The sequence below is a fragment of the Tumebacillus permanentifrigoris genome (assembly GCF_003148565.1).
GTDB lineage: Bacteria > Bacillota > Bacilli > Tumebacillales > Tumebacillaceae > Tumebacillus > Tumebacillus permanentifrigoris.
The window spans coordinates 310,592-326,200 of the sequence record NZ_QGGL01000002.1; the positions used below are offsets into that span (position 1 = coordinate 310,592).

At 54.0% G+C, this 15,609-nt stretch carries 19 protein-coding genes; 4 read left to right on the forward strand and 15 right to left on the reverse strand.

All coding sequences use genetic code 11. From position 1 onward, the window contains the following. Positions 1–41: 41 nt before the first annotated feature. The 4 genes from C7459_RS03695 to C7459_RS03710 all read right to left on the reverse strand — a co-directional run bounded on the left by C7459_RS03695 (position 42) and on the right by C7459_RS03710 (position 4,796). On the reverse strand, positions 42–1,178 hold the full coding sequence (locus tag C7459_RS03695) for a sugar ABC transporter permease (RefSeq protein WP_109686441.1): 1,137 nt from the start codon (positions 1,176–1,178) through the stop codon (positions 42–44). A gap of 3 nt (positions 1,179–1,181) precedes the next feature. Continuing rightward, entirely contained in the window at positions 1,182–2,696 is a 1,515-nt protein-coding gene (locus C7459_RS03700; RefSeq protein WP_109686443.1) for a sugar ABC transporter ATP-binding protein, read from the reverse strand. A gap of 66 nt (positions 2,697–2,762) precedes the next feature. Further along, positions 2,763–3,800, reverse strand: a complete 1,038-nt coding sequence (locus C7459_RS03705; protein ID WP_109686445.1) for a substrate-binding domain-containing protein — start codon at positions 3,798–3,800, stop codon at positions 2,763–2,765. A 189-nt stretch (positions 3,801–3,989) separates the two neighbouring features. Next, entirely contained in the window at positions 3,990–4,796 is an 807-nt protein-coding gene (locus C7459_RS03710; RefSeq protein WP_109686447.1) for a serine hydrolase, read from the reverse strand. A gap of 108 nt (positions 4,797–4,904) precedes the next feature. On the opposite strand from C7459_RS03710, the gene C7459_RS23130 reads away from it, so the two are divergent. Beyond that, positions 4,905–5,069 carry a hypothetical protein gene (locus tag C7459_RS23130; protein WP_170119244.1) on the forward strand — a complete coding sequence of 55 codons (165 nt, stop codon included), beginning with the start codon at positions 4,905–4,907 and terminating at the stop codon, positions 5,067–5,069. Positions 5,070–5,128: 59 nt separating this feature from the next. Here the strand turns inward: C7459_RS23130 and C7459_RS03715 are convergent, their stop codons facing one another. Then, positions 5,129–5,746, reverse strand: a complete 618-nt coding sequence (locus C7459_RS03715) for a pyridoxamine 5'-phosphate oxidase family protein (RefSeq protein ID WP_109686554.1) — start codon at positions 5,744–5,746, stop codon at positions 5,129–5,131. 758 nt (positions 5,747–6,504) lie between these two features. On the opposite strand from C7459_RS03715, the gene C7459_RS03720 reads away from it, so the two are divergent. The 3 genes from C7459_RS03720 to C7459_RS03730 all read left to right on the forward strand — a co-directional run bounded on the left by C7459_RS03720 (position 6,505) and on the right by C7459_RS03730 (position 7,553). Then, positions 6,505–6,759, forward strand: coding sequence for a hypothetical protein (locus C7459_RS03720; RefSeq protein WP_109686449.1), 255 nt, complete (start codon positions 6,505–6,507; stop codon positions 6,757–6,759). 105 nt (positions 6,760–6,864) lie between these two features. Continuing rightward, positions 6,865–7,287, forward strand: a complete 423-nt coding sequence (locus C7459_RS03725) for a helix-turn-helix domain-containing protein (RefSeq protein ID WP_109686451.1) — start codon at positions 6,865–6,867, stop codon at positions 7,285–7,287. Further along, complete coding sequence (locus tag C7459_RS03730) at positions 7,275–7,553, forward strand: hypothetical protein (RefSeq protein ID WP_109686453.1); 279 nt, start codon at positions 7,275–7,277, stop codon at positions 7,551–7,553. Before C7459_RS03725 ends, C7459_RS03730 begins: the two co-directional genes overlap by 13 nt. A 983-nt stretch (positions 7,554–8,536) precedes the next feature. On the opposite strand, the gene C7459_RS03735 is transcribed toward C7459_RS03730, so the two are convergent. The 10 genes from C7459_RS03735 to C7459_RS03780 form a co-directional block, all read right to left on the reverse strand. Beyond that, on the reverse strand, positions 8,537–9,253 hold the full coding sequence (locus tag C7459_RS03735) for a DNA-methyltransferase (protein ID WP_109686454.1): 717 nt from the start codon (positions 9,251–9,253) through the stop codon (positions 8,537–8,539). 68 nt (positions 9,254–9,321) lie between these two features. Continuing rightward, positions 9,322–10,188, reverse strand: coding sequence for an N-acetylmuramoyl-L-alanine amidase family protein (locus C7459_RS03740; RefSeq protein WP_109686456.1), 867 nt, complete (start codon positions 10,186–10,188; stop codon positions 9,322–9,324). 57 nt (positions 10,189–10,245) lie between these two features. Next, positions 10,246–10,647, reverse strand: coding sequence for a phage holin family protein (locus tag C7459_RS03745; RefSeq protein ID WP_425450713.1), 402 nt, complete (start codon positions 10,645–10,647; stop codon positions 10,246–10,248). Beyond that, positions 10,644–11,162, reverse strand: coding sequence for a C40 family peptidase (locus C7459_RS03750; protein ID WP_109686461.1), 519 nt, complete (start codon positions 11,160–11,162; stop codon positions 10,644–10,646). The genes C7459_RS03745 and C7459_RS03750 overlap by 4 nt, the downstream gene beginning before the upstream one ends. After that, a complete protein-coding gene (locus tag C7459_RS03755; protein WP_109686463.1) occupies positions 11,156–11,818 on the reverse strand; it encodes a hypothetical protein in 663 nt (220 codons plus the stop codon). The genes C7459_RS03750 and C7459_RS03755 overlap by 7 nt, the downstream gene beginning before the upstream one ends. A 13-nt stretch (positions 11,819–11,831) precedes the next feature. Further along, positions 11,832–12,419, reverse strand: a complete 588-nt coding sequence (locus tag C7459_RS03760) for a hypothetical protein (protein ID WP_109686465.1) — start codon at positions 12,417–12,419, stop codon at positions 11,832–11,834. 5 nt (positions 12,420–12,424) lie between these two features. Continuing rightward, positions 12,425–13,633, reverse strand: coding sequence for a phage tail-collar fiber domain-containing protein (locus tag C7459_RS03765; RefSeq protein ID WP_109686467.1), 1,209 nt, complete (start codon positions 13,631–13,633; stop codon positions 12,425–12,427). 5 nt (positions 13,634–13,638) lie between these two features. Next, positions 13,639–14,199, reverse strand: a complete 561-nt coding sequence (locus C7459_RS03770; protein ID WP_109686469.1) for a phage tail protein I — start codon at positions 14,197–14,199, stop codon at positions 13,639–13,641. Beyond that, a complete protein-coding gene (locus tag C7459_RS03775) occupies positions 14,192–15,295 on the reverse strand; it encodes a baseplate assembly protein (RefSeq protein WP_109686471.1) in 1,104 nt (367 codons plus the stop codon). The genes C7459_RS03770 and C7459_RS03775 overlap by 8 nt, the downstream gene beginning before the upstream one ends. Beyond that, positions 15,292–15,609: a GPW/gp25 family protein gene (locus C7459_RS03780; protein WP_109686473.1), complete on the reverse strand. Its 318-nt coding sequence runs from the start codon at positions 15,607–15,609 to the stop codon at positions 15,292–15,294. Before C7459_RS03780 ends, C7459_RS03775 begins: the two co-directional genes overlap by 4 nt.

Sequence of the window (15,609 nt, forward strand, 5' to 3'; positions counted from 1 at the left end):
CCTCGGTCTGTTTTCTATCGTTCCATGATACCACGGACAGCTTATTTTTGTTGCTTGTTTTTCATGTCGAGCAGTACGGCTGCGATGATGATCAACCCTTTGAAAATGAACTGGAAGTACGGGTTGACATTGGCGAGAATCAGGATGTTGTTCAAGATTCCGATGATGAACGCCCCGATCATCGCGCCCCCGATCGTCCCAAATCCACCTGCCAGCGAGGTGCCGCCGATAACCGCTGCTGCCACCGCATCGAGTTCGAACATGTTCCCGCCGTTCGGGTCGGCCGAACCGACGCGAGTGGTCATGATGATCCCGGCGATCGCCGCGAGCACAGAGGAGGTCACATAGACTTTGACGAGGTTTTTCTTGACGTTGACCCCGGAGAGGTAGGCCGCTTTGGCGTTGCCACCGATCGCGTAGAGGTAACGGCCGAACGTAGTCTGAGTCAACACCCAGATGCCCCAGAGCACGATCACCGCGAACACCAACACGAGGTACGGCACGCCTTGGTAGCTCAGGTACGCCCACGAGAACAGACCGATGCCTGCCAACGAGAGGACAAACGAGATCACCGACTCCAGATTGAAACTCTTTTGCCGCATCGCCTTGAAGCCGACAAACGCGACGAACAGCGCAATCAGACCGAGCAGCACGGCGGAGAGATTGACGGAGAGAAACCCGGTGCCGAGCTGTTCATAGAACTTGTTTTCATTCAGCGAAACCGCCGCACCATTGGAGAGATACAGCGCGAAGCCGCGGGCGATCGTCATCATCCCGAGCGTCACGATGAACGGTGGGATGTTGAATCTGGAGATAAAAAGTGCGTTCCAAAGACCGATGATGATCCCGGTTGCAAGCGTTGCCAAGATCGCCGGCACCACCCCATAGCCTTGGGTCATGCCGAGGACGACCCCGGTGAGGCCGACAACAGATCCGACGCCGAGATCGATCCCGCCGGTCAGGATGACCATCGTCATGCCGACCGCGAGGATGCCGTTGACCGCGATCTGCAAGGTAATGTTGGTTAAGTTCTGCGGTTGTACGAAGTATTCGGAGACGAAATTTGCGATGATGAACAGCACAGCCAGCGCGATCAGTGTGCTGTAGCGGTTGATCAGTTGACGCACATTCAGGCCGCTGCTGACCGTTTCCTGCTGCAGCGGAGTTGCGGTTTTCATAGTTTATGCCCCCTTTGTCGCCAGTTTCATAATGCTCTCCTGCGTAGCTTGCGCGCGAGGCAACTCCCCCGCGATACGGCCTTCTGCCATCACCAAGATGCGATCGCTCATGCCGAGCACTTCCGGCAATTCGGACGAGATCATGATCACAGCACAACCCGCAGCGGTCAGTTGGTTGATCAATTGGTAGATTTCAACTTTGGCCCCCACGTCGATGCCCCGCGTCGGTTCGTCGAGGATCAGCACTTTCGGGTTGTTCGCCAGCCATTTGGCGAGCACGACTTTTTGTTGATTCCCGCCGGACAGGTTGTTGACGTTCGCTTCAGCAGACGGTGTCTTGGTCCGCAGTTCGTTGATGTACCGCTGGGCCAGCGCTTGTTCGCGCTTGTGATCCAGCTTGCCAAGACGCGAGGACAGCGACTGCAACGAGACCAATGATGTGTTTTCTCGCACGTTCATCGAGAGCACCAAGCCGGACTCCTTGCGATCTTCAGTCACCAGTGCGAGACCTTCGCGGATCGCGTCACTCGGCGCTTGGATGTGTACGGTGCGCCCAGATACTTGCACGCTGCCTTCACTTTTCAACCCGAGTGCGCCAAAAAGCGACATGACCAACTCCGTGCGTCCAGCGCCCATCAACCCAGCCAACCCGACGACTTCGCCTGCGCGCACTTGTAAGTTGATATCTTGTAGAAGGTATCCGTTGCCTTGGCTTTTTTTGACCGAATAGTTCTGGAGCGAGAGCAGCACAGCTCCTGGTTCCTGTTCAACTTTTGGGAACATCTGCGAGATGTCGCGACCGACCATCATCGTGATCAGTTCGTTGCGGGTGACGTCGCCGATCAGCGCCGACCCAACCGAACTGCCATCGCGCAGGACGGTGATGCGGTCACAGATCGCTTCGATCTCGTCCATTTTGTGTGAAATGTAGATCATCGTGACATTCTGAGCTTTCAGTTCACGGATGATGGCAAACAGCTTCTCCACTTCCGACTCGGTCAACGCGGAGGTCGGTTCGTCGAGGACGAGGATCTCTGCTTTGATCGAGATCGCTTTGGCAATTTCAATCATCTGCTGTTGGCCGACGGAGAGCGCTGAGACGAGATCGGTCGGGCGAAATGGCAGATGCAGACGCACGAGCAACTCCTGCGTCTCACGGTGTACGCGCTTCCAATCGATCGTGCCAAACTTGGTCTTGGGCTCACGACCGAGAAACACGTTCTCCGCAATCGAGAGGCCGGGGATCAAGTTCAACTCTTGGTGAATGATCGCGATGCCGGCGTGTTCCGCCTCGCGGGTGTTCGCAAACTTGCAGACTTGTCCGTCGACGAGGATCTCGCCCTCGTAGGTGCCATGCGCATAGACGCCCGACAGGATTTTCATCAGCGTGGACTTCCCCGCTCCGTTTTCCCCCAGCAGTGCCAACACTTCACCGCGCTCTGCGGTAAATGTGACATTGTTCAAGGCGCGAACACCGGGAAATTCCTTGAGGATACCTTTCATTTCCAGCTTGATCATCGACTTGCTTCACCTCCAAGAAAAACGCAAGCGGCCACGTCGGCCGCTCGCGAGGGATGTGGGCGACTACTCGAGTTTGCCCCAACGTTGTTCCATGTCCTTGACATTGTCTTTGGTGATCAGTTTGATCGGGGTGAGCAGCACATCAACTTTGCCAGCTTCCCCATTGTCGGTGGTGGATGCGGTGCCGAGGCCGGTCACCGTATCTTGCCACTTCTCGCCCTTCGCCGTTGCGACAGCGATTTTGTAAGCGCCAAGGCCGAGGTCATACGGTTTTTTGTCGATGTCAGCGCGCAGTTCGTTGTGCATGATCGAGGTGGACGCGTCTTTGTCTGCGTCAGAACCGATGACAGAAACTTTGTCGATCAAACCTTTTGCTTTGAGCGCTTGTACAGCCCCCATCGCCATGCCGGAGTTGTTCGCGAGGACAGCGTCGATTTTTTCGCCTTTGGCGATCAAGTTCTCGATCGTCGCCAGCGCTTTGTCACGCGCCCAGCCTTGGTGCGGTTGGTCGGCGATGATCTTCACGTCCGGTTGTTTGGAGAGCATGTCTTTGTTGCCATCGGTGATCTGCTTGGCGACCGAGTTGCCCGCTTCGCCTTCGAGGATGACGACGTTGCCTTTGTTGTTGAGTTGTTTGAGGATGAACTCCGCTTGGGTTTGACCGACTTTGAACGAGTCAGCGGTGACGTAAGCGGTTACTTTCGAATTATCAGGCAGACGGTCCATCGCGACGACCGGGATTTTTGCAGCATCAGCTTTTTTGACGATGTTTTTCGCGGTGCCGGTGTTGACCGCGTGCAGGATGATCACGTCTACTTTTTTCGCGATCAGGTTTTCCACGTCGCCCATTTGCTTGTTGGCATCGTTGTTCGCGGAAACCCATTCCAGTTCGACACCGTCTTTGTCGATGTTGTCGCGCATCGCTTGTTCCATGAACTTGTAGACCGCTTCTTGGGAAGTCGCGACGGAAACGCCGATTTTGATTTTTTTCTTGCCCGTGTCTGTAGATGCCGTGCCGCTCGTGTCCTTGCTGCCGCAACCGGTCAGGACCAGTGCGAAGACCAGCAGAAGCGACAACATGAGCGTTGATAATTTTTTCATGCTTGTAATTCCTCCTCAGGATCGGAAAATGAAAGCCTTTTCATTTCCTCAATCGTTGCAAGCATCGTGCCAAGTTTTGTGTGTTGTGAAGAAAGCCCTTTCAGAACTCGATAAAAAACACAAAACAACACACATCCGACGGTACGTCGCAGATGTGTGTTGCCATTTGGTTATTATATTACACAGACATTATCTTTGTAACGCATTGTACAAGTGGAGCCCGATCTCGCCCATCACACGCTTGGTGGCCGGCTTGTCGGTGACATCCTTGGTGAAGATCGAGATCGCGAAGGTGTGTCCTGGGAAGTAGAGCAAACCGCAGTCGTTTTCCACCGTGCGCACCCAGCCGGTTTTGTGTGCCATCTCAAAGGTTGGGAACTCCCCCACTTGTTCATCACGGGTCGGCAGGAGGCTCGGGATGCCGTCGTTGAACTTTTGTTGCTTGAGGATGTCGACCATCTCCCGGCAGGCTTTCCAAGACACGATCTTGCTCTCTGCGAGTTTGATCATGAAGTCGGTCATCTCGCGCGGGGAGATCGTATTGACGTGCTGGAGGTTGGCGGGGATCACGGCGAGTTTGTTGTAGATGCGGGTCTGCTCCATCCCCCACTCCTGCATACACGCTTGCACCGTTTCCATGCCGATGCGGTCGATCAACATATTGGTGGCGGTGTTGTCCGACTCGATGATCATCAGCACGACCAAGTCCCAGATCGAGATCTCCAGACCGGTGCTGAGATTGGAGAGGATGCCAGAACCAGGCGCTTTGTCCTCGGTGCGCAGGGTCATGGTCTCCGCCATCGTGAGCACGCCTTTGGATGCTTGGTCAAAAACGGCCGCCATCACCGGAACTTTGATGATCGATGCGGCAAAAAACACCTCGTCGGCGTTGTAGTGGAAGGTTTCCTGCGATTGGAAATGGTGAATCGCGACACCAAACGTGCCTTGGGCAGCTTGGAGGCACTTCGTGAGTTGTTCAGACAATGCGGCCAGCATGTGATTTCCTCCTCTTGTTGCGCGGGTTGATTCGTTCTACTCGCTTCATTACGACATGACAGGTGGAAGTCCCTTCCTTTATAATGAGAAGTGGAGGTGTATATAAAAATGAACGTTGGAAGTGTCGGACAAGCTGTCGATCTCTGGGCTTTGAAACAAGTTCTCGCCGCTGGGCAGAGCCAAGCGATGCAAAGTGTGTCGCTGCAAATTGTCAACAACCTCAACGCCTCACTGGACCCGAATCTGGGACAGAGTCTGGACATCTCCGTTTGATGGGATACATGCGAAAAAAGCCTGTGGTTCTCGCCTCGAGAACCACAGGCTTTTTTTGACTACTCCTTGTGTGCGGGGCAGTATTTTTTCATCAACTCGATCGTTTCCGCGTCGAGGTTTTGGTTGCGATCTTGGAGGTTGTGGATCAGTTTCTCGCGGCGCGGTTCTGTGAGGTTCTGCCCGAACTTGAATTTGGCGGAGAGGTCCTCGACATCGAGGCGGATCAGCGCGACGCCGAGCAAGTTTTTGCGGTACTCGTCATCCGCCGGGTCGATCTCGTCGTAACCCCCTTCTGGCTGTAGTTTCGACATGAACGCGCTGAATGCGCGGGCTTTTTCGTGCAGGTCTTCTACCAGAATTGCCCGTCCACGCGCCAGCACGGACTTGAAAAACGCTGTCGCCGGGCACGCCAGTTTCGGGTCGGAAAAGTAGGACGGGATGATCGCGTATTCCTTCGCGACAGAGAACGTCACACGCGGGTCGCTGCCGAGCAGTCGCATCTTCTCCCCGATCTTGCTCCCATGAACATAAAAGTGGCCCTCTACATAGACGAAGTTAAGCGCCACGATGTGTGGCCAGCCGTCCTCGCCGATCATGCCGAGGTGTCCGTAGCTCACCTCGTGCAGAAATTGTTCGATCTCTTGTTGTTCGCCAATGGTAAATTCCTTGCGCCGCATCGGTTGTGTCATCTGATGTTCCCCTCTCCACTGCTACTCTCTGTGCTTCTAGCGTAACGGAGAGGTTGACTAGAAAAAAGAACCACTTTAGAGTGTTTTTTATAGACCAATTTGCAGAGAGGGCGTGTCTGATGCAGTTTCAAGTGGCGTGGCATGTGTATCTGGAAAAGTATTGAGGATGTATAAGCGGTAAGAAGGCCGCCCTGCGATCAACAGAGGGCGACCTTCTTATATAGGTACAATTTACTCTAATTGTGCGTATGTGGCAAAACATCACCGAAGCGATATGGTCCCGGAGGCATATCCTGCTCTTTGGCAGGCGGCGCTACCTCTCCCCTAATTAATGGACCGGGTGGGATTTGCACAGGCACCGACGAAGCTGCCTCCACGTAAAGGTCTGGACCGACCTCAACTTTGTCGCTGGAGTGCAGCGAATGTGGCCCCGGGCCAATCTCTCGCAAACCACCAGGCGGCCAAGGTTCGGGGTCATACTCCACAACTGCTGCGTTATGCGGATCTGTTCTCTCCCAACCACCCAGTGGTCCTGGCCCAACCTCCGTCAGAGAGTACGGACCAATCGGTACATCGTTGCAATGCGGATCTGGTCCTTCATAACGGAATGGATCGGGCGGCATTTGATCAAACTTGTAGCCCGGTGTCGGTGGCAAGAATTCTTCTCGTTGAATCATTAGAACACCTCACTTAAAATGATTATGACTTTCAGTAAAAAGTATAACATTGATAGAGGTGTGTTTAAAGTGTGGGAAACAAGAAATAAGGTATGGCGCGTTGCTCAGGTAACGGGTCAGCTCGCCGGGATTCTCGTCTGCACCACCGTCTCACGATCGTACAGTTTCGCTGTTGACGACGACGGCGAAGTCGAGATCCGCAACAGCCGCGATCAGAGGGCGACCGACCAGATACCAGGCTACGTTTTGGCAAGGATCAGCGCAACCGCGCACGGAGGTTTGAAGCCGCTGCATAAAAAAATGGCCGCCAATGATCCCAGCTAAGGGGTAGGCGGTCATACCAATATTACAGGCTGAAACATTGCTATTGCGCCTCAATGTTTTATATGGTAATATTACATAACGAAACATTGAAAGGGGCCAACGAGTTTGGAAGAGTACACCGTAGAGCAGGCGTTTGAAATCTTGAAGAAACATGGAATCACAGAGTCGATCCAAACGGTGCGCCGCTGGTTACGCGAAGGAACGTTGATCGGACAGTCTCCGGGTGACCACCGACAAATTGGTTGGAAGGTCAATCACGATGACCTCATGGCGTTCATCGCTACCCGTCAGCCCGTCTCTGCATTCGCTGACATAGTTGAGGGGATCACCGCTGAACTCGGTGCCCTACGCAATGAAAACAACGCCCTACGGACGAAGTACGGGCAGTTGTTCGTAGCAAATCAGAAGTTGGTCGAAGAGATCGCCGTGCTGAAGTCAGAGAAAGAACGTTTGCGTGTAAAAACCCAAGCATGCGATCTCCAAGAAACCAACTCGCACCTGAAAGGGGCGGGGCCATGTTCAGAGTAGAATTCCACATCCTGATTAGCCTTGAAGTGGAAAATGTATCAAAAATGATACCACTCACCAAGGTACTAGAACTCCCTTTTGTTCCGAATAAAGAAATTACATATTACGCAGATGACTGGGAATGCTCCACCGTTACCGAAGTATCTTGGATTCACGAATACCAAATGTTTGTCTGCGACGTAGCAACAGAAACCATATCGAGCAAAGAAGAACTCGCGACATGGTTGTCATCAGGCTGGACTTACGAAGAAATCCCAAGCGCTTGAGAATATAAAAAAAGCCCCCGGCCATTAGGTCGGGGGCTTTTGTTTGTTCCGGGGTGAATCCATTCGCGATCACCTTCAACGCCTTGAGTCCGTCGTGCTCGAGGATCGGCTCGCACGCGGTTGAGCTCTGTGACGGTGACCTCGTGGTCGGTGGTGCTGGTCAGAAACTGCGCCAGGTACTCGCGGTGCCACGGCTTCAAGTCGTCGATCTCTAAGGTATGCACGGCGGCCTCGCGGATGTGAACGCTCTGCCGGCGTGATGTCCGGCGCAGAGAGGTGGCAGCCACCTCTCTGCGAGCGCGGCGACGATCAGCAGCGGCCAAGGTAGGCGGTGGTCGGGGCGTTCAGAGGGTCGATCGTCTCAATTGCTACTGTTCGCCATTTGTTCGCACTTGTTAATTTCAACCAGTTTATAAGAAACAAATAATTACTACATATGTTTATCCACATTCAAGTTTATGTTATATAAACACTAAAATATAACGATTACTCATAACACGTATGAATGAAGTATCATAAATTCATTCTTCGTGTGCGAAATTATCATACTATTATTCACAAAAGTAGCTATTTGGTAACAAACTATTACACCTGATAGACTTCAATGATATCAATGCCTCGAATGACCGTTTGACAAAACGGCAAGTATATGCAATGCATTATTCCTTCGGGTTAACTAATGCTGTAATTAACTTCATATTGATATAAAACACATATCATTCACTAAACATGCACGTAGATAATCTAGTGTCTTATTGTTGATTAGATAACAATCAACCTGAATATATACAAATGTGTGATAATCAACATATCGAATAAGGTCACTTGTGGATTGTTTCATGCATTTAGGAATCTGAAAATATTCCACCCTCACCCCCTCCGATCAGCGCCGGGCGCTCCTTGCGATTCACACCACGCGACCCATCCGTGTGCCCGCTGCAACGCAAAAAGCCCCTCGACCACGCGGGCCGAGGGGCGATTTATCAGCAAGTCTGCAGTTGTGCCTTGGCGACAGCGTAGATATCCGGCGACAGCTCGCACCCCACGAACCGCCTGCCGGTGTTCCGGGCCGCAATTGCCGTGCTCCCCGATCCAAGGAACGGGTCGATCACCATGTCACCGTCAGAGCTGGACTTGCGTATCAGGAACTCCAATAGTGCGGTTGGCTTCTGATGTGAGTGAAGCAGGTTGTTCGATGCAATCTTGGTGAAGCGCACCACATCAGAATGCCGCTTTTTCCCTTCCACTTCATTCAGCGGTCGCCGGCCTTTGTGCAAAAACAGGATGATCTCATAGTCCGGTGCATACGCGCCGGTGAGGTCACCCATACCGCCGCCGCCCTTGACCCAAATCATGGCGTTTTTAGGGCTGAAACCGCACCGCCTGAGCATCGGCAGGTGCTCCTCTACCTTGTCCCACCGCGTGAACCAGTATAGGTGGGTGTTCGGTTTCAGCACCCGGTACAACTCCGCTGCCACTTCTTCGAGGAACGGGAGGTTTCCCTTACCATCGTTCAAAATCCCCTTCGTCGTAGCGAGGTCAGATTTACGCCTTGCGTTTGAGTAGAAGTCGATCCCATACGGCGGATCGGTGAGCGCCAGATCGACTGACTCCGATTCGATGCGTCGAAACATATCCCTACAATCTTCGTTGGCTATCGTGATGTCGTTCATGGTGTCATCCCCTTTTTCTTGATCCAACCAAGGGGGCCTCCTCTGTCGCAGTAGCAACTGCTTATCCTAAAATCATCGAATCTGTCAACTATACATCAGGCTCTACACGCACGGAGTGAATCCGCCGCGATGTGGTGGCACTCCTGCGCCTCCGGGGATGCGGTCCACCACACGGCCTGCGCTATCGCCTCCATGCGCCCCGCCGCCTCTGCGCTAGGCTTACCAAGGTCGGTCGTGATCGGGATGCCAGCGGCGCGCCGGACGGCGTTGGCGGCGAAGTTGGCCGCGACCACCATAGCAGGCGTTGCACGCTTCGCGAGCTGGCTGTAGAGTGCGATCACATCCTCCGCTACTTGCTTGTCGCAGGTCGGCGCTCCACTGGACGGTGGCACGTATGCGGCCCCAAGGATACCGCACAGCGCCGCAGCCGCCCCCTCAGCTTGCTGGAGCAGGAATGCACCATCCGCCATGCGCCCCTCCTCTTCCCGGCAGGAAATGAAACCACCTTCGATCAGCACGGCATCCATCGCGGTATCGCGCAGGACTTGGAAGTCCCCGAAGTTCACGCCGCGATCCTTCTGGCTGGCGGCTGTAGCGATGCTGGCAGAGATCGCTTTGGCCCACTGCTCAGTGCGCTTGCCCTTCTGCGACGGGTGGACCCACACCGATACACCATCCGTGGATGGGTTGTCCGATGAGTCGTAGTGCCAGGAGACGTACAGGTCAGCGCCCGCATTGTTTGCGATGCGGGCGCGGTACGCGAGATCCTCGCCAACAGTGCCGGACTTGAGCGGCAACACGTCAGTCTCTCTCGTCATCAGCACGCGCACCCCGGAACGATCGAGAGCGTCACGCAGGAGTAGGGATACACGCAGGTTGACGTCCGACTCGCGCAGGTGAGCGCCTACAGCGCCCGGATCACGACCGCCGTGACCCGGATCAAGAACCAAAAGTTTTGTCATAAAATTTTCCTCCTCTGTTTTCGGGTGTAGAAAGGGCCCCGCGTGCCTCGCGGAGCCCTACTTTTCGCTGTTTTTTTGTTTTAGTACCTGAACAGCTCGCACCAATACATCTGGCACGGGTGCGCCCAGCCGCCCGGCGTTCTCTATGATGGACAGCAGTTCGTTTGCAATGTAGAAGTACGCCGCTGCGTCACGCATAGAATTGCCGGTGCCGAGTACGCCGTCGATCAAGTGCGCTACTGCAACGAGCAGTAGCATCGTAATTTTCTTCGGGATGCCACGCGTTCCGACCTTGCTGTTCAGATTCCCCTCTTTACCCGCTGCAAGCATGCCAGTGGCGTAGTCAATCACCACCAACGCAAGAAGCGCGCTCAGGAGAAAATACCACCCGCCAAACAGATAGCCTACCACTCCGCCGCCCGCTGCCGAACCTAGTTTTAAAGGCGTTTCCCAGTTCACCCTAATACCTCCTCTAAAGCACATTTTGATTTTCCCAAGCGCTTGTGATTTTCGAGATCACCCCCGGTCGTGCGCCACGGCGTGTTGGACAACTTGTACGCCGCCGCGACCAACTCGAAACAGAACCAGCGTCGCGGATCATCTTTCGATCCCGAAAACGGTACGCCGAAAAGCCGTTCGAGTCCGATGGACAGAACAGCGCCGTAATCGTATTTTCGAAGCCGTTGCGTCGTACAAAAATAGACTGCCAGTTGACGCTCCGTAACTGTGGCTCCCGCCACCCGGAAAACGTCGAAGCAGTCCAACTCGTCAATGTTGCGTACCGCCACGCATCGGCCAACGTCCACGTCGATGATGAGACCGTGACCGATGTACAGTGCCGCATGCGTATACTCGCTGCCGGTCAGCCCGGAGATCGCAGCGGACAGGAGCCAACGAAAACGCTCGCGTCGCTTGCGGTGCAAATCCTTGCCACGCACGAGCAGGATGTCGCCTGCCACCAGCTCGTCTAACATTGGATCGCCTGTAGATCTTCATTCGATGTCGCCGCCATAGCCCGTTCACGAAGTGTGCGGAATTTTTCCAACGCCGGGCCCGCCGCGTCAACGCCGTCGGCGAATACCTGTTCCAGTTGATCGAGATTATGCGGAAGCGGTCCTGCATCGATTGTCAGGTACGGGAAGGTCGGACGGTTCTCTGGCTTACTCAAGTCGATGCCGGCGGTGAGCGCCTGCTTCTCCCCGATCTCCAGCCGCTTGATGACGAGTTGGAGATTTTCACGAGCTTCCGCATCAGAAGGATACATGTGCTCCATTCCAAGAGCGGCCGACTGAAACCCTGCTTCGACATCTCGTTTGTAGCACCAGTTCAGTTGTTCGATCTTCGTGGTGCGGTTTTGTTCGAGATCGCCCGCCACTGGAAGGCTCCACTCGATGTTTTTGGTTTCTGGATTGACCCTCGATGGCATGTATCCTCGCGCCAGTTGTTCGCGGATCTCGCCGAGTTCCAGCTGTAGGTAGTCCACTGCGTCTGGCGAGAGTTGTCGGAGAGGTTCGTAAATCGTAAAATCCTCCTCAACGGATGTGTCCCGTGCAACTCCATCGCGCTCCTCCCGGATCAGCACGACATTGCCGACGGTTTTCAGATAGTAGAGCCTATGTCCGATTTGCAAGTGAATCCCTCCCTTAGCCAATTGCGATGTAGGTGCACGCGATGCTGTTCGCCCCAAGTTTGAGTTTGAAACCCGTACCGTTGACGTAGCTGTTCGTACCATCGAGGTTTGACCCGATAACACTCCCGCCGTTGCCCGTGTAGTAAACGTAGTCATAATCTGTTCTGACACCGGAGAAAGGAAACGTCTGGTATTTGTCGGTCGACATGTACACGATCGTCGCAGAGTATCCGCCATTGGCCTGTGTAAGCTGACTCAAGACCATGATGTAGAGCGGCGTAAAACCAAGACCCGATACCGTGACATTCCCGCTGGCGTCGCTCGTGACAGTACCCTTTACGAAACGATTTGCCGTCCCAGCAACCCCGAAAATGGATTTTCCTGCGATGATGTTCGCCGCGAGCAGTTTGGCATCTCCGGCGATCGTGCCGCCCGACGTGTAGCCGAGCGGGATCGTCAAGGCGGCAACTCCTGGTGTGTAGTTGAGTGAGCCATTGTTCGGCATTGTACCGGCGGCGTTGTAGTTCGTACCTGCGCTAAACGTGGTGCCGGTGAGCACCTGTGACGGGAGGGCGGTACCTGCTACATATAGTTGAGACATGAAAACTACACCCCCTGAACGTTCGTCGTGACATTTACTTGATTCGCAATGCTCGCCGTCGCTACAACACTGATGGTCGTTGCGGTTGTGGCGTTGATGACTGCGACAGGGAGGCTCCATTCTCCGACCGGCATCGGTTGATTGATGATGGTCATTGTTTGGGCGCCACCTCCGCTTGTGTAGCTGATTTCAAGTTTTACGTTTGTTTGCGAAGTTTTGACCCGTATCGATGCCATCACTTGGAAGGTTGCCTTGTACCCCGGCGTATACGTCGCGAGAGCCTTCGCGGTCGTCACGTCGATCAGAACGTCGTTCACATCGATTACACGGATCGCGGCGTATGGATTGCCCGAGGTCGGAACTTGTGTTACACGTACACCACCTAATGCCGATACAGTCGCGGCTACGAGCGTGTATGGAGCAGGAGGGGCAGGAGCGTTCAGGGAACCATCCGCGCTGACCGTCATGTTTGCACCCGGCTTCACCACGCCCAACGCCGCTGACGTGGCGATCGGTAATTGGGCTGTGGTGACATGACCGTCTGACCCCAGAGTGGCAACACCACCCGGTGCGCCTGCGCTGGAAGTCAGGATGTAGTTGAGCGCTGGAAGTTGGCCTGACAGCACCTTACCGTTTGAATCAAGTGAAGCTGCGCCTCCTGGTTTACCAAGTGCGGAAGTAGGTAAGGCTCCAATCTGAGCGGCGGTGACATCGTGGGGGTTGTTCTTGTCGTTAACGTGACTTTGAAAATCTCCTTGAGTTGCGAACAAGAGAGAGGTATTCATCACTGCGCTGACGTTGGTTGCGTTTCCGACGACCACGACGATGTCGATGGCCTTCTCTATGACCTCCGGCCCTCCTACTGCCGGGATGTACTCCACGTTGGTCCCAGCGTTTCCGTAGCAGTACAAGATTTCACCTACGTCTGGATCGAGAGCGAAAACTCCGATCTCTCGAAAGTAGAAGCCCGCAACAACCGCCTGATTAGACAACACAGCGCCAACGACCGCCGTTCCATCCGGGCGAACTTTCAACTTCGAGATAGCGAGCGACTTCCGTTCGCTCACCAATGCGTTGAGATCGAGGATCGATCTGCCGTTCAGTTCGCCGTCACCGACTGCAAACCGAGTGTACTTGATCTCAACACCCGTCTGCGCTTTCAGTTGGAGGGTGCGCCCCCGAGCTGTGAAAACTACACCACCGAATGAGCTCATAATTTTTACACCTGCCTTATCGTTAGGTTGTCACCGATGTGAATAGCTCCGCCGTAATAAAGTGGAAAATTCTCGCTATCCCCGACAACCACTTTTTCTAGAATCGATCTCGCGTTTTTCACGGAGTTTACCGCTCGCGTGAACTCTAATGCACGTTCTTGCGTGACAGATTTGTTGTTCGTGTGGACACGGAACGAAAAGGGAGCGCCGCCATAATCGAACCATTCTTCTACATGGCCCTCTCCGAACAGCGTCGTAATCAGTTCCTCGACCGCAGCAGGCGTGCCTTTTCTCCGGTGCCAAGCAAGTGACTTCTTCACCAATTCCCTACGCTGCTCAATTGGGAGAGTTGGATCGTAAAAGTCGACGTGAAACTGCCAAGCTAGTTCATCCACCATCTCAGCTGAAAGAGAGTCGAGCGATTGGAGGATGGCCACTGTTGGGATAGCCTGTGTGATCGCAAGCAATTGTTGGTTAATCGCTTCAGCGAGAGCTTCAACGTCACTGTCCCTTCGTAAATTCGGAGGAACCAATTCAAGTAGATGGATGTCGAGTAAGCTACGCATCCTCAAGACCTCCGTAGACTATGCTCACTCCGTCGTCGGAAGCTACCTGTGTAGGTTCTAGTTGGTAGTAAATAGGTAACCGAACCTCCGCGCGGCTCGCACCAGCGTTCAGAATCCGTCGGGTTAATTCAGACCCGTTGATGTCACGTCCCAATTTCGACTTCTGCCACACAACGTAATCGTCGACGGCAAATTGTACAGCGGATTGAATACCCGCAACGTCCGTCATGCGATCGCTACTGATCCAGTAGGTGAAATCGACTTCAAACGCTACTTGGTCCGGAGCCAAAACTGTGACATGGTCTGTCAATGGTCGCACTCGTTTGTCACTACATGCCGCGAGCACTGCGTTAATGACGTTGGACGTTGGCATCTCCCCTTGCTCCATCAGAGGTCTAATCTCCACGACCCCCGGAGACGGGGAGGTCACAACCACATCGATAATTCCTGAGTCAACAGACTTGGCGATCGCGCGATAGGCTCCGTCCGGACCGGCTACCGAAAACTTCTCAGGAGCACTTCTAATTCGTTCACGAAATGGTTCGTCATCTTCGCGATCTGATCCACCTGCACTGATCGTAATATTCTCGACACGAGCGAGCCAAGGTTGTGGATCGACGATGCTGTTGATTTGTCCGATAACGAATCCGTTCCCGAGTGTTCCGGCCTGCAAGCACTCGCACCAAATGTCCGCGTGCATCGCGCCTGGCTGAAGTTCTGTCCCTGCGATTGTCGCAAAGTAGATGCCAGCACCGGGAGTTACCCGCCGACCAGAAGGAATGTAGATGATGCTTGTCTGAGGTGCGGAAAGTGAGAAGCGTACAAGTACCTTCGCGGCAGTGGCTTCGAGGCGCGTCGTCTCGACGAACTCTCCAAGTCCGTCTAAGAAATCCCCGCTTGCATACCTGAGTCGATTTTGCTTCCCTGTTAGATTCAGTAACGTTCGTTGCTGCACGATGATGGTCGCGATCGACAGCACAAAAAGACGTACCGGATCTGCCGGAAACAATTTTTTGTTTGTGATCGATTCGTAAGCCGCTATCAACTCAGTTGTAGTTTTTTCGATATCTGAATCGACGAATTGAAGGTCGCTCACAACACAACTCCTTCCCTTAGTCTGACATTGACCGTAGGCACAAGAACACCTGCGAAGCCGTCCTCCGCGAACGTCACGGACGAGACAACGACGCGGGGCTCATACTTCTGGACCACATCTATCACTTGCGTGGTGAGGCGGGCGCGCGCGAGTGGCAAGGGGTCGTCCAGTGACGGGTCGAGTCCGAATCCGCGATCAAGCGGAACGGAACCGCGCATCGTCGTGATTGACGTGTAAACGTTTTGAAGGATCTCTTCGATCCCCGTAGCGCCAAAATTCACCTTAACCGCTTGATTCCCAGATACTTCGTACAA